Source organism: Pseudomonas sp. MF6747 (assembly GCF_963890955.1).
GTDB lineage: Bacteria > Pseudomonadota > Gammaproteobacteria > Pseudomonadales > Pseudomonadaceae > Aquipseudomonas.
Genome location: NZ_CAWPSZ010000011.1, coordinates 70,945 through 93,259, shown reverse-complemented (window position 1 = coordinate 93,259; position 22,315 = coordinate 70,945). Strand labels below are relative to the sequence as shown.

The window sequence follows — 22,315 nt, the reverse complement described above, 5'->3', positions numbered from 1 at the left end:
AAAGCTGCCATTAGTGACCGACTGCTTTCGAGCTCTGAATAGTTACTCGTTAGGACATATGTAAGCACTGCGTTTTTTCCCCCGCCCCACGAACAAGCACCCGAGCAGCGTCGGCACATCCAAGCACTACAGACACCACCCACACACTGCGCACCACATCAATGCGTAACACCTGCTATCGCACGCAATTAGCGCACCTCTCCCGACTTCCCATCCTCTCCTACGCCCCTATTCGCGCAAGCTACCTCCTGGCACGCTTCATGCTCTTGTATTAATATTCAAGTTACTTGAATAACAATTTGAGGAATTCAAGGGGAATACCAATGACGCGTTTCACTCTAAAAGCACTCTCGCTGTCGCTCGTCACGCTGTGCAGTATTTCTCTAGCGCACGCAGACGATTTGCTGCAGCGCATCAAGCAGAAAAACGAGATAGTCGTTGCCACCGAGGCGCGTTTCGCGCCGTTCGAGTCGGTAGAAAATGGCAAGATTGTCGGCTATGGCGCAGACCTGATGCATTACGTACTGGATGCTGACTTGCCCGGCGTTAAGGTGCGCCAGCTCGATCTACCGTTCCAGGGGATTTTGCCAGGCTTGGATACCCGTAAATTCGACTTCGTCGTGACATCAGTGACAGTCAATAAAGCGCGTTTTGAGCAATTCGCCTTTACCGTCCCCATTGCCGAGTCCACCGTTGCATTGCTCAAGCGCGCCGACGATAACAATATCAAGGCATTGACCGACTTGAACGGTCGGGTGATTGGCTCTCAGGCAGGTTCCGGCCAGCTGGCAGTGCTACAAGCACTGGACACCAAGCTCAAAGCTGAAGGCCAACCGGGCCTCAAGCGGATCAAAGAGTATGTGAGCTTCGATGAAGCTTATGCGGATCTGGCCAATGGTCGTCTCGATGGCGTGGCACAGTCGCTTTCCAACCTAGGCCCATTGATGAAAGCTCGTCCGGGGCTTTTCACAACGCTGCCGGAGATGGTGGGTCCAGTGACGTATTTCGGCTGGGTCGGTCGCAAGGATGCTGACAGCGCAAGCCTGGTGAAGCTATTTAGCGAGGGCATTGCCCGTGCAGGAAAAGATGGCACCTTAAAGACGCTGCAAGATAAGTGGTTTGGTTTCACCATGGACTTGCCTGCTGATGCCATGCCAGTACCGAGCATCTGAGCCGCTGATGATGAATGATTTCAGCAGCCGTCTCGCGCTCTATTGGCCTGCCTTGATCGACGGTGCAACAACCACATTGTGGTTGTGCGCCATCGGCATGCTGCTGGGTTTCATTCTCGGCGTAGTAATTCATCTGATTGCCAATGGTCGCAGCCCTGCCGGCAGAGCATTCACCCGGGTGTATGTCAGTTTCTTTCGTGGCACGCCCATGCTGGCGCAGCTGCTGCTTCTGTTCTATCTCCCATCAGCCCTGGGCCTGGATGTGCCACCCATGGTGGCTGCTGCTGTAGCCCTAGCGCTGAACACGGCGGCTTATCAGTCGCAGATTCTGAGCAGCGGTTTCGCCGCAATCCCCAAGGGCCAGATGGAAGCGGCGGCCGTGTTTGCCATCGGCAAATACAACACGCTTTTTCATATCCAACTGCCACAAGTGTTGCGCCTCACCTCACCCGCGCTGATCTCCGAGTTGATCGATGTGATCAAGGTTTCAGCCGTGGTTTCGGTCATTTCCATCACTGATTTGATGCGCGTCAGCCAGCAGCTGGTTTCGCAGACTTACCGCCCGCTTGAGGTGTATCTGGTGGCGGGCTTGTTTTATCTCGTGCTGACAAGCCTGTTGAGCGTGCTCGGCAGCCTGCTGGAACGTCGCTGGAAGGAGCTCAAGTGATGCAAGAATTATTGAGTTATCTCCCGGATTTCGCCAATGCACTGCTTGTCACGCTGGGTATTAGCCTGACTGCCGCTGCCATGGGCTTACTGCTGGGATTCGGGATCAACGCCTTGCGCATGGCGGCCCCAGGATTTGTAGCGATCTATCGCGTTTACGTGTGGCTTATTCGCGGAACACCTTTTCTCGCCCAACTCGCGATTATTTATTTCGGGCTGCCAGTCATCGGTCTACGGCTGGAAGCCGTCGAGGCAAGCATCCTCTCGCTGGCCTTATACAGCGCTGCTTATTTTGCTGAGCTGTTCCGCTCTGCCTGGGCCAGTGTGCCCAACGGTCAAGTAGAAGCAGCGCGGGTGCATGGCATTTCGCGCAGCCGGGTGTTCTGGCACATACAAGCGCCGCAAGCGCTGGCATTCGCCCTCCCGCTATTGGGCAATCAGGTGATCCTGACCATCAAGGAAAGCGCCGTCACCTCGATTATTACCGTGCCAGAACTGACCATGACTGCCGGACGCATCGTATCCACCACCTTTTCCTACGTATTGCCGTATGCCCTGCTGGTGTTGAGCTACTGGCTGCTGACCTCGTCGGTCGCAGCTGTAGCCAGCGCACTGGGGCGGCGCATGACACGCCATCTACGAGGCTGAACAGATGAATACCCTTCCGCTTCTCAACTTGCGTGGCGTTGGCAAATCCTATGGCTCGCACCGTGTGCTCAGTGAGTTTGACCTGAGCGTACAAGCCGGTGAAATCGTGTCTTTGATCGGGCCTTCAGGATCAGGAAAAACCACCGCCCTGCGCTGTATGAATTTCCTTGAGCGCTATGACGAGGGAGAGATATGGATCGATGGTCAACTGCTGGGCTATAGCGGACCGGGCAGACGTGAAGCCGACCGCGACAGCGAAGCCAAGATCGATGAGGTGCGCAACCCGCTGTCCATGGTGTTCCAGCAATTCAATCTGTGGCCGCACATGACCGTGCGCGACAACGTCATGGCGCCTTTGGTACTCGGCAAGAAAATCGCCAAGGCCGAGGCGCGCAACCTGGCTGATCAGGCACTGGCACGGGTCGGCCTGAGCGCCAAGGCGGATGCGTACCCCGCTCGCCTCTCCGGCGGACAGCAGCAACGCGTCGGCATTGCCCGGGCACTGGCAGTAAAACCGCGGTTGATGCTGCTCGACGAACCGACCTCGGCGCTGGACCCGGAATTGGTCGAGGAAGTACTGCAGGTCATTCGCAGCCTTGCGAACGATGGCATGACCATGGTGATGGTGACCCATGAAATGAGCTTCGCTGCACAGATATCCAGTCAGGTAGTGTTTATGGAAGCAGGAAAAATTATTGAAACCGGTACTCCGCAGGCACTGTTTCAGGCACCAAAGACGGAACGCTTACAGCAGTTTCTCAGCCCCTGGTTTAACCGCAGCCTCACTCCACGCGTGCAGGTGACCCCATGATTGCCGATCAAGTGATGCAGGCCGTTTCATCGGAACGACTGCAGCGTTTGTTGGAGACCCTGGCAACCTTCGGGCCCGGCATCGATGGCGGAATGAACCGTCAGGCGTTGTCCGAAGAAGACTTCCTGGCCCGCGCCTGGCTGATTGAAGAAGCCCGAAAACTGGACTGCAAAGTGTGGACCGACGCCAGCGCCAACCTGTTCATACGCCGCGAAGGCCGTGAGGACTTAACGCCAGTGATGACCGGGAGCCACGTCGACACCCAACCCACAGGCGGGAAGCTTGACGGCTGTTACGGGGTGATGGCCGGGCTTGAATGTCTGTATGCGTTGGCAGAACTCAACGTCAGCACCCGTCGCCCGATCGAAGTGGTGGTCTGGACTAACGAAGAAGGCAGCCGCTTCAGTCCAGGAGCGATGGGCTCCAGCGCCTACGTAGACCCGGCGCGACTGGAGACTTATCGAAACAACCTTGACGCTGCGGGTATATCGGTAGGAGAGGCACTGGACGCTCACGCCCTGCGCTTTGCCGAACTGCCACAGCGCGAAAAAATCGCCACACACGCCTTTGTCGAGTTGCACATTGAGCAAGGCCCGATATTGGAGCAAGCCAATGTCCCGCTGGGAGTGGTTTCGGGTATTCAGGGCGTGCGCTGGTATCAAGTGCGCTGCAAGGGTGCTTCGGCACACGCAGGAACCACGCCGACGCACATGCGGCGCGATGCGTTGTTGCTCGCCATGGAATCCCTCGGCCGCATCGACGCGCTGGCCGAACAACTTGCCGGTGACGACAAGCGCCTGACATTCGGACGCTGGAACGTCTCGCCCAATGCAATCAACACGATTGCCGGTGAAGCAACCTTCAGCATCGACTTCCGCCACGCCGATCCGGCTGTACTCGAAGCCTTCGATAATGCCCTCAGTGCCTGCCTGCCTGCCGACGCCGAACTGACCAGCCTGTTCAGCCACAGCCCGACCGCGTTCGATCATCAGGTCATCAATGTGTTGGAGAACGCCTGCGACGCCACAGGACTGACTTGGCAATCGATACGTTCTGGCGCCTTCCACGACGCCATGTATCTGGCCGGGCACTGTCCGACAGCAATGCTTTTTGTACCCAGCCGGGACGGCATAAGCCACAACCCGAAGGAATTCACAGATCCCGCGCAATTGAAAGCAGGCGCCCAGGCATTGGCCTGGAGCCTGGTTGCACTTGCAGAACAACCCTGAACCCATAGGAACTCATATGACCAATATTACCCATAGCCACGACTATCCGGCCTGCTGCCAGCCCGACAATGGCTCCTCGCTGGGCATCAACGCCACGTTGAAAGAACCGATCTCGGCCGATGGCACTCCAGTCCTGGGCGAAAGTTACACAGTGCCTGCCCGTTGTGGCCGCGCCGTCCGCCTGAAAGCTGGCCAGGTCATCAAAATCGTCAACACTCACGGCACCCAGGTATGTGACACCTGGTTGTTCAACAGCGAAGACATGAGCGAATTCCTATCGATGGAACATGCTCGCGCGCATTGCAACAGCATCATTCCCAAGACTGGCGACGCGCTGTTCAGTAACCGCCGCCGCACGATCGGTACCTTGTTGACCGACACCTCACCCGGCATTCACGACACCTTGATGGCTGCGTGTGACCTGCACCGCTACACCAACCTGGGAGTCGAGGGTTATCACGACAGCTGCGCGGATAACATGCGTCTGGCCTTGCAGGCTATTGGTCTGCGCTCCCATGAAGTTCCGCAGCCTTTCAATCTGTGGATGAACATTCCGGTCAAGCCTGATTACACTGTTGAATGGCTGCCGCCGGTATCCACAGCCGGGGACTACGTTGAAATCCGTGCAGACATGGACGTTATCGTGGTGATGTCAGCCTGCCCTCAGGACATTGTGCCTATCAATGACCTTAACCCGGTGGAAGTTACCTTCTCGGTTCACGGCTGATCTTCAGTACCCCAGTAGACGACAGGCTCCCGTAACCCTAGGATGCCTGTCGCTCACTTCGTACAAACTTTTCGAGGGATGCATGTCCACACCCAGCAAAACGCCAGTAGCCAAATCCCAGCATTCCGATGCCCTGCCGAGTTTGAGCGTTCGCCTTCGCCATGCGCGTAAGGTGGCAGGCTTAACTCTCAAGCAAGTTGCCCAGGCTGCCAACTGCTCCGAAAGCCTGATTTCCAAGCTGGAAAACGACGCCGCATCGCCTTCACTGGCCATGCTGCACCGCCTGGCACTCGCGCTAGGCAGCAACGTGTCCGAGCTGACATCCGAAGACTGGGAGTCTGAAGAGCCCGTGCTGCGCGCCGGCGGTCGACAAGTGAGTCGTTTCGCACAAGGCACCGCCAAGGGCTATATCGATCTGGAACGCATCACCCATCTGCAAAAAGGCGGGCTGCTGCAAGGCGATATTCATATCGTTTCCCCTGGCATGGTCAGCGACATGATCGAGCATGCTGGTGAAGAGATGGGTTACGTGATCGAGGGAAGCCTCGACCTGACTCTCGGCGAGACCACCTACACGCTGAATGCTGGCGACTCCTTTCACTTCCCCAGCAACGTACCCCATGGCTATCGCAACTCGACCAAGAGTGTCGTTCGCATACTTTGGATCAACACGCCCGCTACCTTCTAACAAACTGCTTTCGGTACTTGGCAACGTCCGCCTCGTCGACACCGCCGCTGACAGCAGCGCCCACCACCCCGCAACATGCGCCGCTCTGATTTGAAATGCATATCTGCAGAGAAAATCGGGAGCGCAGCCTTTTTGGCAAAGTAGTGTCAGCACGCCGCCTCGCAACGCCGTTGGCTCATACAGGTGTTGCATTTGCGGTGCTGTAGGCGATGTCAGGATCGGTGACAAATCATCCGGCCACAACGCCCTCAACGCGCCTTTAACGTCAGAACCAACAATATTCATCAAGCACCTTGAATAAATATCCTGCCACCGTCTTCTATTAGTGCAGCCTACGCCCAGACGCCTCAATCCGGCGCAATTCAGGTTGGCGAAAGACCTTGGTTTTGTGGTGCTACAGGGCAATAGATCGTGCCTCCGAATCAGGCATGAACATTGCTTTCACATTATTCAAGTAACTTGAATTAAATGTAAGCCACTATAATCAGGGGACCGTATGACCCAATCCAGCGTCACGACTCGCTTCACTTTGCTCGCTCGCATTGCAGCGATAACCACCCTCTCCTTCTCGTGTGCCTACGCGGGGACAGTGGCTGCGGATCCGTTGAAAGTTGCCATTGTGCTAGCCGGCAACATCACCGACCGTTCCTTCAACCAGTCCGGTTATGAGGGTGTAATTCAGGCACGCGACGCACTGAAGATAGATGTGGCCTACAGCGAAAAGGTCCCGCAACCAGACCAGGCTCAAGCCTTGGCAGACTACGCCCGACGCGGCTATGACGTGGTGATTGGTTATGGGGGCGAGTTTCAGGATTCAGTGGACCGGGTTGCCAAACGCAACAGCAAGACCCAGTTCCTGGTGGTAAACGGCACCAAAAGCGGCGGCAATGTCTCGACGCTGGCGTTCGATATGAAGGACATGGGTTATGTCATTGGCTACATCGGCGGCAAAACGTCGTTGAGCGGAGTGGGTGGTTTTGTCGGTGCGCAAAAAATCAAAGCGTACTCCGACCTCAACGACGGTTTCGTCGAAGGCTTCAAGGCCGCCCGACCACAGGGCCAGGTCCTGAGTGCATGGACCAACGACTGGGATGACCTGGCCAAAGGCAAAGAAGCGGCCTTGAATCTAATTGGGCAGAAAGCCGATGTGGTGTTCCCAACCATGGATAACGCTGTACTTGGCAGTCTGCAAGCAGTCCGTCAGGAGAACAAACAGGGGTTCGGAATTTACTACGATGCGTTGAGTGACTGGCCGGATAACCTGCTGCAATCAGCCGTGCTAGATATGCGCGGTGCGCTGCTGACGGTGCTTACTCAGGCGCAAAGCTCGTCGCTGGGCGGCAAGTCTTATGTGTACGGCTTTGAAACGCCCAAAGCCTTCCGCCTCGGTAGCTACGGCAAAGCAGTATCCGAGCAGACCAGGACCGATGCCGCGGCATTGATCGAGACCATCAAGCAGCGCAATGCCAGCCAGCCAGCAGTCGCGGCGGCGGTAAAACCCTGATGAGCTATTTACAACTGGAGGGAATCGGCAAGCGATTCGGCGACTTCACGGCCCTGAAGGACGTCACTCTGGGAGTAAGCAAAGGCAGTATCCATGCGCTGTTGGGTGAGAATGGTGCGGGTAAAACCACACTGATGAACATCCTCTACGGCTTTTACCAACCGGACTCCGGTGTGGTTCGCCTTGATGGTAGGGAGCTGTCAATCGACTCGCCCCGTCAGGCCCTGTCCGATGGTATTGGCATGATCCACCAGCATTTCATGCTGGTGGATAACCTGAGCGTTCTGGAGAACGTCGTCCTCGGCCTGCCGGGCGGCCTGCGGCTGAAACTCACTGATCACCGTCGCAAGCTGATAGAACTGAGCGCTCAGGTCGGCCTGAATGTCGATCCTGATCGCCTGATCTGGCAACTTCCGATAGGCATGCGTCAGCGGGTGGAAATCCTCAAGGCGCTGTATCGGGACGTGGAAGTGCTGATTCTGGATGAACCCACCAGCGTTCTGGCCCCTACCGAGATCGACGCATTTCTACAAATTCTGGATAACCTGCGCTCGATGGGCAAAACCATGTTGTTCATCACGCACAAGCTCGATGAGGTGTTTCGGGTTTGTGATCGGGTGACGGTACTGCGCCGGGGCAATGTCGTCGGACACGCTCAGGTCAGTGAAAGCACGCCACAGGAAATTTCCCGGTTGATGGTCGGCCGTGAATTGGCCCAGCCCGTTGAGCTTCCCATGGTTGTACAGGGCCCGGTTGTGCTCAAGGTACGAGCTTTGTCGGCCAATAATGATCGCGGCATTCAGGCGTTGAATTCTGTCAGCTTCGAGATTCGAGCGGGGGAAGTGCTGGGTATTGTCGGCGTTGACGGCAACGGCCAGGCGGAGCTTGCGGATACGATCGCCGGAATGCGCCATGCGCAATCCGGGGAAGTCTACATGCGCGGCCAGTCGATGCTTGGCCACGATGTCGCCAGCCGCCGTAAACGGTTCAGGGTCGGCTATGTTCCCGAAGATCGCCACAGCACCGGGCTGGTACTGGATTTCACGCTGTGGGAAAACGCCATGCTGCGCGATCACCGACGCTCACCGTTTTCGCGTTTCGCCCTGCTCAAAACAAAACGCGCGCGGGAGATCACCAAAGACTGGTGCTCCCGATACGACGTGCGCATGCACTCGGTTGACCAGCAAGTACGGTTCCTCTCAGGAGGCAACCAGCAAAAGCTGATTTTTGCCCGGGAAGTCGAATGCGACCCTGATCTGCTAATCGTCATGCAGCCGTGCAAAGGCTTGGATGTCGGTGCTATCGAAGCCGTGCAAGGGGTCGTGCGCGAACAGCGGCAAGCGGGCAAAGCGGTGCTTTACATATCGACGGAGCTGGAAGAAGTCATGGCGATTTCTGATCGTATTGGCGTGATGTGCGCAGGTCATCTGACGGGTGTACTGAATCGCGCCGACGCCACAGCGGACCTGATTGGTTCACTGATGACCAGCACGGCTTCACAAGAGGTTTTGTCATGAATGAAGTCTGGCGCTGGCTGCATCGCCTGCGAATGGTCTGGGCGGTGCTTGCAGCCTTTGCCCTGGGTTCGCTGCTCATCGTAGCGGCTGGCAAAAATCCCATGGCTGCTTATCAAGCGTTGTTTAAAGGAGCCTTTTTCGACTATCACGGCCTGGCCGATACCCTGGTCAAAATGTGCCCGATGCTGCTCGCCGGGCTTGCGGTGATCATTCCCATGCGTTGCGGGCTGCTCAATGTCGGTGCCGAGGGGCAGATCTATATCGGTGGACTGGCAGCGGCAGCCGTCGCGCTGTATCTGCCGCAGATGCCTGCGATGCTGCATGTGCTGCTGTGCCTGCTGGCAGGCATGCTGGGCGGTGGCCTGTGGGGCTCGATTCCAGGGTATCTAAGGGCAAAACGCGGCATCAATGAAGTCATCGTGACGCTGCTGATGAACTACGTGGCGATCAATATCGTCAGCTATTTCGCAGGCGGTCCAATGATGCAGGAAGGCGCGCCCTACCCTTACTCAGCAGAAATCAGCGAAGACTTATGGCTGCCTCTGCTGCTGTCGGACACTGACACTCACATCGGTGTGCTGATTGCGGCGCTCTTGAGCTTGATGACCTTTGTCGTCTTCAAATACACCACCATCGGCTTTTCAATGACGGCGGTAGGCAAAAGCCCGCAAGCCGCGCGCTACGCTGGTATGTCCGTGAACCGCAACCTGATCGGCAGCATGATCGCAGGTGGCGCCATCGCTGGCTTGGCGGGGGCGATAGAAGTACTCGGGGTCAAATACCGGTTGTATCACCTGTTCAGCCCCGGCTATGGCTACGACGGCATCGTGGTTGCCTTTATGGCCAGCCTGAATCCTTTGCTGGCGACATTTTCGGCGTTTTTCCTGGCAGGCCTGAGCACTGGCGCGCAGTACATGCAACGCGCCATCGGCCTAGATGTGACAGCGATAGAAGCATTGCGCGGGCTGATCGTGATCTTTGTCGCCGCCGGGCTGATCTGGAAATTAAACCTGCAAAAGCGGAATAACCCGTTGGCGAAAACGGCCAGCATCCCGAACCAGCAAAACACAGCGGAGGGTTTGACCGATGGACGCTAGTTATCTGGATATTCTTGCCACCGGACTGCGCCTCGCCGTCCCGCTAATTTTCGCGGCATTGGGCGGCATCTGGTGTGAACGTGCCGGGGTGTTCAACCTGGCGCTGGAGGGCAGCGTCCTGGGCGGCGCGTTCGGTGCGGCTCTAGGTGCGTTTTTCCTGCAAAGCGTGTGGGGAGGTTTGCTGGGTGGATTACTTGCGGCGGGACTGGTCGGACTGCTATTGGCAACCATGACGGTGCGCCTGGCAATCAACCAAATGGTTGCGGGTATCGCCATCAACATGCTGGTCATTGGCATGACCTCTTTCTTCGCACGCATGGCGTTCAGCGAGCAAGCTGCTTCAGCATTGTTGCCGGGCTTCACGACATTGCCTGTTCCGGGGCTGGCGTCGATCCCGGTGATCGGCGATATTCTGTTCCAGCAGAATTTACTTGTCTATCTGCTATACGGCCTGGTGCCACTTGCCTGGTGGCTTCTATTCCGCACTTCGTGGGGCCTGAACCTGCGCGCCACCGGTGAGTATCCAAGAGCCGCCGATAGCGCCGGATTGAACGTATTCCGGATTCGTTTTTTAAGCGTTGTGGGCTCTTGTGTGATCGCCGGACTGGGTGGCTGCTATTTGGTGCTGTCACAAGTCTTCATGTTTACCGAGCACATGAGCGCGGGCAAAGGCTTCATTGCCCTGGCGGCATTGATTCTAGGTCGATGGAATCCAGTGGGCGCACTAGCTGCCTGTCTGTTGTTCGGCCTGGCCGATGCACTGCAACTGCGTTTGCAATTTGGTCATCCGGATGTGCCCTATCAGCTGTTCGTGGTGCTGCCTTATGTCGCATCCATTGCCGCACTGGTGATCTTCGCCGGAAAGATCAGGCCTCCGGCCGCCGCAGGTGAATACTTCAAGCGCGGTGGCAAATAGCATTTCGCCTCGACTTTCAGTTTTTAACAGGTACCGACATGAGCAAACCTGCAAGCATGATCAACAACCCTATTCCGTGGCCTGGCGGCGCGCGATGCGCCGTGGCGATCACCTTCGACATGGACGCCGACAGCTTCCTGCACCTGCATCGCCCCGCAGACAGCCATAAGCGGGTCAGCACCATTTCAACCCTGCAATACGGACCGAAAGTCGGCGTACCGCGAATCCTGCAATCCTACCGGGACCTGGGTCTGAAACAGACATTCTTCGTTCCTGCCTGGTGCATTGAGCAATATCCGGCCGCGGTCGAAGCGATGGTCAAGGACGGTCATGAAATCGGACACCATGGCTACATCCATGAGCACGTCAACGAAATCAGCGAAGAGGAAGAGCTGTTCTGGCTGCGTAAATCTATCGATATCATCGAACGCCACACAGGCCAGAAACCCCGAGGTTTCCGCGCCCCGCTATACAACTTCTCGCCCGCTACCACAGACCTGTTGATTGCCGAAGGCTTCAAGTACGACGCCTCGTTGATGGGCGACGATATCCCGTACATCCTGCAAGGCAAAACCGGCCAACTGGTAGAGCTACCGACCCATTGGGCGATGGATGACTGGCCGCCGTACGTGCACATGAGCGACATCGACTACAGCATGCCGATCCGTTCGCCTCAGGAAGCCATCTCCGTTTACAAGGCCGAGTTTGATGCGATGTGGGAGCACGGAGGGCTTCTGGTTGCAGTCTGGCATCCGTTCGTAAGCGGCCGCCTCGCCCGCTGGCATGAGGCGGTGCGCTTCATTGAATACATGCAGGCCAAAGGTGGAGTGTGGTTCGCCACGCTGGAAGAAATCGCCGCGCATGTAAGTCAAGTACATGACCAAGGGTCGGCAAATCTGCGGGTGGAGCGTATGCCGCCGTACGACGGCCCCGTCAAGTTTGACAAATATTAGCCAAAACGCTGATTAGCGGTCGCCATCAGGCGACTGCCTGACCACCACAGGCAATTCCTTAAACCTATAAAAATACACAGTCAACTCACTTACCCACATGTCCATTTCGGCGACGAGTCGTTAACTACAACTGACAGAATTCGCAATTGACTAAAATGCCCGCGCGTCGAATTCACAGCAGCGCACTTCAACGTCGAGTATTAGAGGGTTACCTAGACAAAGCTGCTATTACGCCCAGCGATTTAACAAGTGGCCATTACGGAGCACCACCCCAATCACATTTTCTGGTACGGACGCCATGGCAGATGGGTAACAAAATGGACGCTCCATGCCCAAAATAAAAAAGCAAAAAGGCCGTTACGCATAGGCCCGACATGCAGGGTAAGATCAAGAGCCAAAACCTGCTAACAATCCCAGAACCAGATGATGCCGAATGTCGGCAGATTGCTGCAGAACGCGTCACTTATACCTTGAGGAGCGCTATCGATGGCGAAACTCCACGCGTCCCTCCACCCTGTCGCAGGGCGTTCGGTTGATGAACATCGGCCATTGAAAACCGTTGGTTTTTTGGTCATACCAAATTTCACCACTATCGGCTTCGCTTCCGCTGTGGAAACCTTGCGCATAGCCAATATGGCGGCGCGTCAAACGATGTTCCGCACGGTTATCATCGCTGCCAACATGGAGCCGGTCATGGCCAGCAACGGCATGCGCCTGCTGCCCGACTACACCATCACCGATGCACCAAAGCTGGATATGCTGTTCGTTGTCGGATCAAACCCTATCGTCTCTAATCACAGCAGCCTACCGCTACTCAACTGGCTCCGTAAGCTGGCGCATGATCAAGTGCCCCTAGGCGGGATTTGCACTGGAAGCCACTTATTGGCGCGCGCAAACTTACTTAAGGGTTATCGCTGCACTATTCACTGGGAAGACATCGAAGCTTTGAAGGAGCGTTTCCCGGGCATCATTATTTCCAATCAGTTGTTTGAGCTTGATCGCGATCGCTACACGTGCTCAGGCGGCGTGGCCTCTATGGACATGACACTGCAGTTGATAGCGCGCGAACCCGGTGGTCGCGAAATTGCAGCCCATGCAGCCGAGTTGCTACTGTGTGATCGGGTCCGGGGCGCGCAGGAACAGCAGCGTGTGCCATTACGACAGAAACTGGGCACCTCTCAACCTAAGCTCAGCCAGATGGTGGCAATCATGGAGGCCAATCTTGAGGAGCCGTTGGGCCTTGAGGAGCTCGCGCGATTGAACGAAGTGTCGGTACGGCACCTAGAGCGGTTGTTTCACAAGCACCTACAACGCACGCCGAGTCAGTATTACCTGGAACTGCGCCTGTCGCGAGCGAGACAATTGCTACTGCGCAGCGAGTCGCAAGTTCGTGATATCGCCCTCGCTTGCGGCTTTATCTCCCCTGCGCACTTCTCCAAATGCTACAGCCGTTTCTTCGGGATATCACCCCTCGGCGAACGCAAGCAAGTGGCTGCGATGCATTAATTTATAGGGCGTATCCTCATCGCAATGGCGACCGCGAGGACTCCACTGAACAGGCTATGCCCCCTATATATTGGGTTGTGACGTTCGGGTCAGTCTTGCAAAGCTTTATGCGCAGTCTCGCGGCTCGCCAGCATGGCAATTAACGCTACAGCGGCGGCCGCCAGCAGATACCAGGCTGGTGCCATTTTATTACCGGTCAGCTGAATCAGCCAAGTCGCAATAAATGGCGCCGTACCGCCGAACACCGCATTGGCGATATTGAAGCTGAAGGCAAAACCACTGAAGCGCACGCGGGTCGGGAATATCTCGGCGAGGAAGCACGGCAAGGTGCCGTCGTTCATCGCCAGGATCGCGCCGAAGGCTATCTGGATCATCAGGATGACGATCAGCGGCTGGTTGTTCAACATGCCGAACAGCGGCCATGTAAGCGCCAGAAACAGCACCGATGCGGTCAGCAACATGGCCTTGCGTCCGAACAGATCCGACAGCTTGCCCATCAGGAAAATCAGCCCGATGTAGGTCGCCAACGACACAGTCGACGCCATGAACGAATCGCTCTCGCTCATGCCCATCTCGGTAGACAGGTAGGTCGGCATATAACTGAGCAACAGGTAGAACGCTACCGCATTCAAGCATGTCACACCGATGCCGATAATCACGCTACGCCGGTGTAAGGTCAAAAGTTCGCGAACCGGAGCGTGGGTCGCGCATTCCTTGGCCTCGAGGCGTTTTTCCATCTCTAGAAATTTGGGTGTGTCTTGCAAACTCATACGGATGTAACGCCCGACTAGACCGAACGGCGCCGCCAGCAGGAAGGGCAAACGCCAGCCCCAACTGTGCAGATCCTCAACGCTCATCCACGAATGCAAACCGGCCACGAACACTGCGCCGAACAACAAGCCGGCAGCAGTACTCGCCGGCACGATGCTGGTATACAAACCGCGTTTACCCTCAGGGGCATACTCGGCCAGAAAGGCTGATGCCCCAGCGTACTCTCCGGAAGCGGAAAAGCCCTGAAACAAGCGGATTAGTAACAACAGAGCGGGTGCCCACAGACCAATATGGTTGTAAGTCGGCAGGATACCGATGCAGAAGGTCGAGATTGACATGATCAGAATCGACCAGGACAACGCGCTGCGCCGCCCGTACTTGTCTCCGAAGTGACCCCAGACTAGCCCTCCCAGCGGGCGAACGAAAAACGACAGCGCAAACACCGCGAAGGTTGCCAGCAGCCCGGTCGCCTTGTCGGTCTGCGGAAAAAACGTCAGTGCAATCACGGTTGCCAAATAGCCGTAGGCCGCGTAGTCGAACCATTCGACGAAGTTGCCCATGAAGCTGGCACTGGCCGCGCGCCGCAGTGCCTTGCGCTCGGAAATCCGTTCAAGCTGCTGTTCCAGGATCGGCGTCAGACTTGCGTTTTGGGTGCTCATTGCGCACCTCCGGGGGTAGAGGTGCTGTTATCGGAATGAAGAGGCAACGCTGTATCGCTACCAGAAGCGGTATGGAAATTGAACTGCTTCGAGCCCGTGGCCGGAATCGTGACGTAGTACATGACAAATACCCTCTATTGTTTTACTTGGCAGGGTTAAGGGTCAGTAAATGATGCGCGATATTATCGTGCACGCGTTGGTTTTTCCGGTTTAACTCAGCCGCCGGGACGGTATTTCCTATACTTTTACTATTAACAAAAGAAAACGCCGCACAGGTTCACTGTGCGGCGCCTAATCTCACTTCTTGATGATGTTATGTTCCGGGCCATACGGGAATTTGGTGATGTTTTCCCCGCCCTGCTCGTTGACGATCAATATGTCATGTTCGCGGTAACCGCCCGCGCCCGGAAGGCCTTCAGGCAGCATGATCATCGGTTCAATGGAAACCACCATCCCCGGCTCCAGTACCGTGTCAATGTCTTCGCGCAGTTCCAACCCAGCTTCGCGGCCGTAGTAATGGCTCAGTGTACCGAAGGAGTGGCCGTAGCCGAAGGTGCGGTATTGCAGCAGATCGTGCTCAAGGAAAATCTCGTTGAGTTGCAGAGCGATATCGCAGCAGCGCATGCCCGGCTTGATTAGTTTCAGGCCGGCCTCGTGCACTTTAACGTTCACTTCCCACAAACGGAGATGCTCGTCGGAGCAATGGTCCAGGAACATTGTGCGTTCCAGCGCAGTGTAATAACCAGCGATCATCGGGAAGCAATTGAGGCTCAGGATGTCGCCCTTGTTAACCTTGCGCGAGGTCACCGGGTTATGAGCACCGTCGGTGTTGATGCCAGACTGGAACCAGGTCCAAGTGTCCATCAGTTCGGAGTCCGGGAAGGTGCGGGCAATTTCGCGCACCATCGCCTGGGTAGCGTGCAAGGCGACTTCATACTCCGGCACCTGATCACGCAAGGCTTCCACGACTGCTGCGCCACCGATGTCTGCCACGCGGGCACCATGACGGATGATTTCATGCTCTTCGGCGGATTTGATCATGCGCATACGCATGCAAGGTGCACCGATATCCACCAGTTCGGCCTGCGGGTAACGACTGGCAAGTTTGTCGCGATTGAGCAGGTTCAGATGGTCAAATTCGATGCCAATGCGTCCAGCTTTCGGCAAAGCTTGCTGAATCGCGACGAAATAATTATCGCGCTGCCAGTCTGTGTAAATGATGTTCTCAGTGCCCACGGTGCGGCGCCAAGGCTGACCGCCATCGATGTTGGCGCTGATGGTAACGGCACTGTCTTGGGTAACGACCAGCGCGTACGGGCGACCGAAAGAGCAAAACAGGAAATCGCTGTAGTAGTTGATGTTGTGATAGGACGTGAATACTGCCGCATCAATATTGTTTTGCGCTAGATACGCTCGCAATTTGGCCTGTCGATTGGCGTACTCCTGAACCGAAAACGTCGATTTTACTTTTTCGCCGTTCTTGATCTGGATCGTTTTAGGCATTTGCATGTCATTTATCCTTGTCGTTGATTGAGCGACATAAGACGCCACTCTGGCTGGCCGCTGAACATCATTCGAACAGATGCGAACTAGGATTTTTTGTGCGAATCCGACCTGTAATTGGCCAGACCCGCTATTTTCGAAGGCGAACTCAGGCCTAATCAAAAAAAGTGCTCCACAGCGCGACGTTTTGGATGGCATACGTCCATCAACACTCAGCACGTCGCGCGTGAGGCTGCGACGGACAGGTTGTGCGGGCTATTCGACGCCAGGGGACGCCAGTCAAATCTCAGGCAACTACGTCATCATCTCGATACGTCGAGCTAGCTTGGAAAAGGCAGAATGTCTGGAGGTCGGTAATTGAACGTCGCCGATTTGTGACGTCAGCTTGGCTGATTTCGCGTGCGCCTTGATTAGTGAATTGCAACATCATCAGCCGCACTGACGCCAGATATAGATAGCACTACTTCCAGCAGACAGGCCTATCGGAGTTATGCGCGCCCAGCTGCCCACCATCATGACTTTGCCTTGTGGAGTAACATCAGACTACAGATTATTACGTAGGCGCCTGGAGCGGACAGGATCAAACATTAGCAGGCCGCCTGACCGCTAGCCTGTAGGGGTCTGCCAAGTGCAGCGTATTTGCGCTGTTATCGGTGATCAGAGCGAAAAAGCGCTTGAGTTCCGAGTAGCCCAACACATCTCAGATGTGCAGACCGGCTTCCAGAATGGGCGATGGATGCGATTCATTAGCGGATATCATGATATTAACGATAACATCCTTGCCGAGGCAGATCTTCATGCTAGCCCGATCAATCTCAGGATAAGGGTATGGCCACGGTGGTAGAGAGATTACCGAAACAAGCTTGGCGATGGATAATTTCGGTCTAGAAGTAAATAACATTGATATGCGAACGGTTGAGCACTTTCGAATCGGCCACACAAAACACCCAGGGCTCTGTCTCTTAAATCTACATCGATAAGCCACTTCATAACGGTTATCTGGAATTAAGTTCGGACCTGAGGGATCGTACCACTTGCGCCTAGTTTAACTGCCAGATTCTTTTCAACTTCTAACATCATGTATCCCCCATACTCTTGTGCTAGAAATTCGCACATGAGCCCTTGAACAGCTTGGCGGCCAATACATGTTAGGCGTCCACGGTCGACACAGAATGGCGCGGTGACAAACTTGATGTCTTTGTAAATACCGAGGTGCTGGGAGTATCCTATTTCAGGAAGGCTGCAACGAAAACCATTTAGCGCGCCACTCATTGCCAACAACCAGCCCGCACCGCCGAAGGCCCCCAGATCAACAGGCTCGGTGCTCCAATGGTCCAGCCGCTGCCTGATATCATCGTAATCCGTATCGGAATGTATATTCTCGGCGGTACACAGGATCAACACATTAAATAACTGCGCATGGTCCAGCCGAGTAGTTTCAGTAGCTATGCCGCTGCTTGCGTTAAGCGTGCCCCCTTCTAAACTGAGAATTTGCCATTCACAAAGCTGAAAGCCTGCTACATGATTAGCGGATCGTAGTGGCTGTATAGCATTCGCTAATGAATATAGGTCAAACCCCTCAGTGAGCAAGAACCCAACTTTCACAATATCCAAGTCACCTCCAGGAAATCTAGGCACTTTTCTGCATCCTCGGAACCATGCTCAAACGCGACACCGCACAATATAACATTTAGCAACTAATATTTCTGGAAAGAGATCAGACGATAGCTTGATCACAAAGTAAGACCATTGATGTAAATGCAATTCAATTTACACTGCCACCATTCTGCCGCTCATTCCATGACGTAAGGAACTGAAGTAAGCGAGGGCTGGTAGGAGCCCCAAATATCTGGCTAGGAGGTCCCTGTTCCTCTACGCGACCATCAGCGAGAAAGACGACTTTATCCGATACCTTTGCCGCGAATCCCATCTCATGCGTCACGATGACTAATGTCATACCTTCACTCGCCACGTCCTTAATGACATTGAGCACCTCTCCTACTAATTCGGGGTCTAAAGCTGAGGTAGGCTCGTCAAAGAGCATAATGCTGGGTTCCATCGCCAACGCTCTGGCTATTGCCACCCGTTGCTGTTGACCTCCGGAGAGTTGACTCGGGTAGCTTGAAGCCTTATGAGCGAGACCGACCTTTTCAAGCTGGGCCTCCGCCATCGCATATGCCGCAAGTTTCGGCATTTTTTTTACAAGCCTCAAGGGGGTGGCAATATTATCAAGAACACGCATATGTGGCCATAGATTGAACTGTTGAAAAACCATGCACACCTTGCGAAGCGAACTCTGGATTATGTTTTCGGGCAATTGGTACAAACCTCCAGTAACAGAGCTTCCGTAACCAATAAGGCGGTTATTTACCAGTACCTCACCACCGTCATATTCTTCAAGAAAATTTATACATCTCAGCAACGTTGATTTACCAGATCCAGAACCTCCGATGATGCTAACCACCTCGCCTTTCGCGACGGTGAGTGAAATGCCTTTGAGCACTTCATGTTGACCATAGCTTTTTTGCAAATCACGAATTTCTATAGCGTATGAATTGGACATGCATAACCTCAGCGCTGCAGATAATTTTTAAAATGCCGCTCAGCTCTGGAACCAATGCCAGCTAGTACAATGGCAATAGCCCAATACGTCAACGCCAATATCGTATATGGCTCCAGCATGGAGTAGCTCTGAACAGCAATTGTCATCGCCACGTTAGTTAACTCAGCGACTGTTATAATCGACAAAACAGACGACTCCTTTAGTAGAATTATCGTCTGCCCGACGACTGCTGATACGCACCGAGCCATCATCTGCGGCCACAGCACAACGCGAAATACCTGGGTACCTGTCAGTCCCAGATCTCTTGCAGCTTCGAGTTGACCTTGTGGAATTGACTCACGTCCGGCACGAAATATCTCTGCAAAATAGGCTGCACCATACAACCCTAGACCTATCAATCCTACGGTTTCTGCAGTCCATTCAATACCTATGTATGGTCCCCCATAGAAAACCAAAAATAATTGTAGAAGAAGCGGCGTACCCCGAAAAACATTTAAATACAGCTGGTATAAAAAGGCAAATGGCTTGTTATCAGGCTTGTATAAACTCTGTAACACCAAGCCCAAAACCATCCCCAGCGCAATTCCCCCGATACTCATTTTCAGCGTAACGCAAATCCCAGCTAGGATTGAGCCACCGTACTCGTCAAACAGACCAATGCCGATCAAAGGCACCTCCTACGCAATTTTTAGCCTAGCTTCCAGCCAGTTACCCACCCGTCCAGTCGCCATTGTTAGAGCCAAGTAAAGCAGCCCGGTCACGATAAAGAATTCGATGGGGCGGTAGGTAGTTGAGGCAAGGGTTTGAGCTGTCCTCATAAGCTCATGTACAGCGACAGCAGAAATCAATGAGGAATTTTTAATGATATCGATAGTTTCGTTTACAAGAGCAGGCAACATGGCCTTCAACACTTGAGGTGTTTTAATATAAATCAATGCTTGCCAGCGCGACAGACCAAGATCTCTGGCCGCCTCAGTTTGACCGTATGGCAGAAGCTGGAAACCGGAGCGCAATATTTCACCTTGGAAGGCTCCACTGTTCAAAGTTAATGCGACAATCGCGGCCGCCAGTGGAGGTAAACTTATTCCGATAGAAGGTAGTGCATAAAACACTAGAACAAGCTGTACCAACAAAGGCGTGCCTCGAAAGAAGCTTACATAAACAGCGCAAAACATCCGGAGCCACCTACGCTCACTCATCAGACCAAGACAAACAGCCCAGCCCATCACCAGCCCTAACGCAATAGCGGTCAAAGATACCCATAGTGTGGTAAATAGGCCTGCCAAAAGCTGTGGCAAATAGTGGGCTGTAGCTGTTAAATCAAACATACCTAATTTTCCCGATTAGCATTACTGCATTCAGTTTATCGGTGCTGGAACAGCATCAGTAGGTAGAGGCATTTCGAAGCCGAACCATTTGCGCTGAAGTTTGGCTAACTCACCGCTTGCGTTCAGCTTTGCAATACCGTCACTAAAGAATTTAACAAGAGAGGCGCTGTCAGCATCTTTACGACCGGCCCACGCATAGTATGTCGGCGGTCCGAAGGGAGGCTGTACAATTTCAAATACATCTCCACGCTCCTTGATTAAAGGCGCGAGATTGGGTAGGGATTGAACGACTGCATCGACACGACGGGAGGCCAAAGCCGCATAAGCCTCATTATAGTCCATAAATGCCTTGATTTCTTTCACGCCCGAGTTCTTCGTCGGCTGTAGTACAGTCCGCTCATACTCCTTGAGCACGTCGATTTGTGGTGCCCCGGCTTGACTTCCTACTACCATGCCAATCAAATCTTCGGCACTATTGATCCGGGCGTCTCCTTTACGCTTCAATACTGCCACACTAGCAGTGGAGAAAGGCAAGGTAAAAGCAAAACTTTCTGCGCGCGCCTTAGTTATAGTAAGTGACGTGGCTACGAAGTCGAATCTTTTGCTGGATAATCCAGGAAGTATGCCCTGAAATGGAACATCTAATTGTTTAAGTTTAACCCCGGGCAAATCAAGCATAATCGCGTCGAGTAAGTCTTTCCCGTACCCGACAATTTTACCGTCCTCGATCATCTCAAAAGGCGCATAACGTGCTTCGGTTGCGACGACAATCTCGCCACGCCCCTTGATGTCAGAAAGTAAATCAGCCTTAGCCTCAACAGCTGCAAAGGACACTAAAGTGCCAACTAACAATGGGGTCAGCAGCGAGTACAGTGGTCTCATGACGCGATCCTTTCGATGAGTTACGAGTAGAAGTGGGCGAACCGGTTGGCGTTCACACAGCATGTCCACAACCGAAATCATGAACAAACGGCTATTTTTAACGTCGACTCATTAGGTTTACTAATGTCGGCATGACTCATGCTTGTACCGGTAAAATCCCAACAGCTGGAGCCTCGTCATGTCTCGTGCCCTACCTTCTCTTGAGGGATTGCGCTACTTCGATGCTGCTGCACGGCACTTGAGCTTCACTCGCGCATCAAAAGACCTGTTCCTTACACAAAGCGCTGTAAGCCAGAAGATTCAAGCGCTTGAGCAGGAACTGGGCTATGAGCTTTTTTATCGCCTGCCTCGGGGTTTGAGGCTTACGCAACGCGGTGAACGCTTGCACGTCGGAGTCGACCAAGCGTTGAGGCTTTTAGGAATGACTTTGCACCAAATTGGAGATGAAGAGCTAAGTGGCACGCTAAAAGTGCGCGTTATGCCCTCCTTCGCTAGCAAGTGGTTGCTGCCGCGGATGCCATCCTTCAATCAAGCCTACCCTGGCATACAGTTGGAGGTAGAAGCGGATCTGAGTACCCCTAATTTCAATAGCGACGGCGTCGACTTGGCAATCAGCTGCGCTTGGACTGACAATGCCAAACTCTCTCAGCTACACCTATTCGATGACCTCGTTTATCCAGTAGCCAGCGCGGATTTGTTGGCACGAGTAGAAATCAAAGATTATGGTGATTTGTGCCAGACAATCTTGTTACATGACTCTATGCCTCACGCTGCCTACAGCACCAACTGGGACGCTTTTTTCTCCCGGCACAGCCGCTACGATATCAATACCCGTGGAGGCTGCTCATTTTCACGGGCAGACCTTGTGTTGCAGGCGGCTTGTGATGGTCAGGGGGTCGCGTTAATGCGGCATTCGCTGTGTGCAAAAGAGATAGCAAACGGTACCTTGGTCAGGCCGTTCCCTGAGGTAATGCAAGATGGCCAAGTATGGCTAGTGCACCCCAGCATTCATGAAGACCGCCCTCGGGTTCAGGCGCTAAAGAAGTGGATCAAGAGCGAGGTGGAGCAGCATCTGTCGCAGCGGCGCTTGAACCTGGGCAGCTAGATATCTGTCTCAGCCATAAGCTCTGCTAATAGTACGGAATTAAAAATCGTCATTTGTTCCTATTGGGCGT

21 protein-coding genes are annotated in these 22,315 nt (G+C 54.3%); 14 read left to right on the top strand and 7 right to left on the bottom strand.

Annotation, left to right across the window (positions count from 1 at the left end; translation table 11 throughout):
* Nucleotides 1–323 precede the first annotated feature (323 nt).
* The 13 genes from AACW30_RS12445 (at nt 324) to AACW30_RS12385 (ending at nt 13,434) form a co-directional block, all read left to right on the top strand.
* The gene (locus tag AACW30_RS12445) at nt 324–1,172 is read left to right on the top strand and encodes a transporter substrate-binding domain-containing protein (protein WP_042558395.1); all 849 of its coding nucleotides are present in this window, start codon (nt 324–326) and stop codon (nt 1,170–1,172) included.
* A 7-nt stretch (nt 1,173–1,179) separates the two neighbouring features.
* The gene (locus AACW30_RS12440) at nt 1,180–1,839 is read left to right on the top strand and encodes an amino acid ABC transporter permease (protein WP_131672230.1); all 660 of its coding nucleotides are present in this window, start codon (nt 1,180–1,182) and stop codon (nt 1,837–1,839) included.
* The gene (locus AACW30_RS12435) at nt 1,839–2,486 is read left to right on the top strand and encodes an amino acid ABC transporter permease (protein ID WP_042558394.1); all 648 of its coding nucleotides are present in this window, start codon (nt 1,839–1,841) and stop codon (nt 2,484–2,486) included. The genes AACW30_RS12440 and AACW30_RS12435 overlap by 1 nt, the downstream gene beginning before the upstream one ends.
* Before the next feature lie 4 nt (nt 2,487–2,490).
* Entirely contained in the window at nt 2,491–3,297 is an 807-nt protein-coding gene (locus AACW30_RS12430) for an amino acid ABC transporter ATP-binding protein (protein ID WP_042558393.1), read from the top strand.
* On the top strand, nt 3,294–4,526 hold the full coding sequence (locus AACW30_RS12425; RefSeq protein WP_042558392.1) for a M20 family metallo-hydrolase: 1,233 nt from the start codon (nt 3,294–3,296) through the stop codon (nt 4,524–4,526). Before AACW30_RS12430 ends, AACW30_RS12425 begins: the two co-directional genes overlap by 4 nt.
* A 16-nt stretch (nt 4,527–4,542) precedes the next feature.
* Nucleotides 4,543–5,253, top strand: a complete 711-nt coding sequence (locus AACW30_RS12420; protein WP_042558391.1) for a DUF1989 domain-containing protein — start codon at nt 4,543–4,545, stop codon at nt 5,251–5,253.
* Between the two features lie 82 nt (nt 5,254–5,335).
* The gene (locus AACW30_RS12415; RefSeq protein WP_042558390.1) at nt 5,336–5,941 is read left to right on the top strand and encodes a cupin domain-containing protein; all 606 of its coding nucleotides are present in this window, start codon (nt 5,336–5,338) and stop codon (nt 5,939–5,941) included.
* A 496-nt stretch (nt 5,942–6,437) separates the two neighbouring features.
* The gene (locus tag AACW30_RS12410; RefSeq protein ID WP_162184574.1) at nt 6,438–7,445 is read left to right on the top strand and encodes a BMP family protein; all 1,008 of its coding nucleotides are present in this window, start codon (nt 6,438–6,440) and stop codon (nt 7,443–7,445) included.
* Complete coding sequence (locus tag AACW30_RS12405; protein ID WP_042558389.1) at nt 7,445–8,962, top strand: ABC transporter ATP-binding protein; 1,518 nt, start codon at nt 7,445–7,447, stop codon at nt 8,960–8,962. Before AACW30_RS12410 ends, AACW30_RS12405 begins: the two co-directional genes overlap by 1 nt.
* A gap of 32 nt (nt 8,963–8,994) precedes the next feature.
* Nucleotides 8,995–10,059: an ABC transporter permease gene (locus AACW30_RS12400; RefSeq protein ID WP_235378390.1), complete on the top strand. Its 1,065-nt coding sequence runs from the start codon at nt 8,995–8,997 to the stop codon at nt 10,057–10,059.
* Nucleotides 10,049–10,975: an ABC transporter permease gene (locus tag AACW30_RS12395; protein WP_042558387.1), complete on the top strand. Its 927-nt coding sequence runs from the start codon at nt 10,049–10,051 to the stop codon at nt 10,973–10,975. Before AACW30_RS12400 ends, AACW30_RS12395 begins: the two co-directional genes overlap by 11 nt.
* A gap of 38 nt (nt 10,976–11,013) precedes the next feature.
* Nucleotides 11,014–11,928: a polysaccharide deacetylase family protein gene (locus AACW30_RS12390; RefSeq protein WP_223816864.1), complete on the top strand. Its 915-nt coding sequence runs from the start codon at nt 11,014–11,016 to the stop codon at nt 11,926–11,928.
* Nucleotides 11,929–12,414: 486 nt separating this feature from the next.
* Nucleotides 12,415–13,434 (top strand): GlxA family transcriptional regulator, encoded by a 1,020-nt coding sequence (locus tag AACW30_RS12385; RefSeq protein WP_169864294.1) that lies wholly within the window; start codon nt 12,415–12,417, stop codon nt 13,432–13,434.
* Nucleotides 13,435–13,523: 89 nt separating this feature from the next.
* Here the strand turns inward: AACW30_RS12385 and AACW30_RS12380 are convergent, their stop codons facing one another.
* The 7 genes from AACW30_RS12380 to AACW30_RS12350 form a co-directional block, all read right to left on the bottom strand.
* Nucleotides 13,524–14,864, bottom strand: a complete 1,341-nt coding sequence (locus AACW30_RS12380) for an MFS transporter (protein WP_042558386.1) — start codon at nt 14,862–14,864, stop codon at nt 13,524–13,526.
* A gap of 297 nt (nt 14,865–15,161) precedes the next feature.
* On the bottom strand, nt 15,162–16,373 hold the full coding sequence (locus tag AACW30_RS12375; RefSeq protein WP_042558385.1) for a M24 family metallopeptidase: 1,212 nt from the start codon (nt 16,371–16,373) through the stop codon (nt 15,162–15,164).
* 999 nt (nt 16,374–17,372) lie between these two features.
* The gene (locus AACW30_RS12370) at nt 17,373–17,981 is read right to left on the bottom strand and encodes a hypothetical protein (protein WP_052491505.1); all 609 of its coding nucleotides are present in this window, start codon (nt 17,979–17,981) and stop codon (nt 17,373–17,375) included.
* 151 nt (nt 17,982–18,132) lie between these two features.
* A complete protein-coding gene (locus AACW30_RS12365) occupies nt 18,133–18,930 on the bottom strand; it encodes an amino acid ABC transporter ATP-binding protein (RefSeq protein ID WP_042558384.1) in 798 nt (265 codons plus the stop codon).
* An 8-nt stretch (nt 18,931–18,938) separates the two neighbouring features.
* Nucleotides 18,939–19,604 (bottom strand): amino acid ABC transporter permease, encoded by a 666-nt coding sequence (locus tag AACW30_RS12360; RefSeq protein WP_325167585.1) that lies wholly within the window; start codon nt 19,602–19,604, stop codon nt 18,939–18,941.
* Between the two features lie 3 nt (nt 19,605–19,607).
* On the bottom strand, nt 19,608–20,258 hold the full coding sequence (locus tag AACW30_RS12355; protein ID WP_042558382.1) for an amino acid ABC transporter permease: 651 nt from the start codon (nt 20,256–20,258) through the stop codon (nt 19,608–19,610).
* 30 nt (nt 20,259–20,288) lie between these two features.
* Entirely contained in the window at nt 20,289–21,140 is an 852-nt protein-coding gene (locus tag AACW30_RS12350) for a transporter substrate-binding domain-containing protein (RefSeq protein WP_042558381.1), read from the bottom strand.
* A gap of 178 nt (nt 21,141–21,318) precedes the next feature.
* Here AACW30_RS12350 and AACW30_RS12345 point away from each other — a divergent pair, with 178 nt between their 5' ends.
* Nucleotides 21,319–22,245 (top strand): LysR substrate-binding domain-containing protein, encoded by a 927-nt coding sequence (locus AACW30_RS12345; RefSeq protein ID WP_042558380.1) that lies wholly within the window; start codon nt 21,319–21,321, stop codon nt 22,243–22,245.
* Nucleotides 22,246–22,315: the final 70 nt, after the last annotated feature.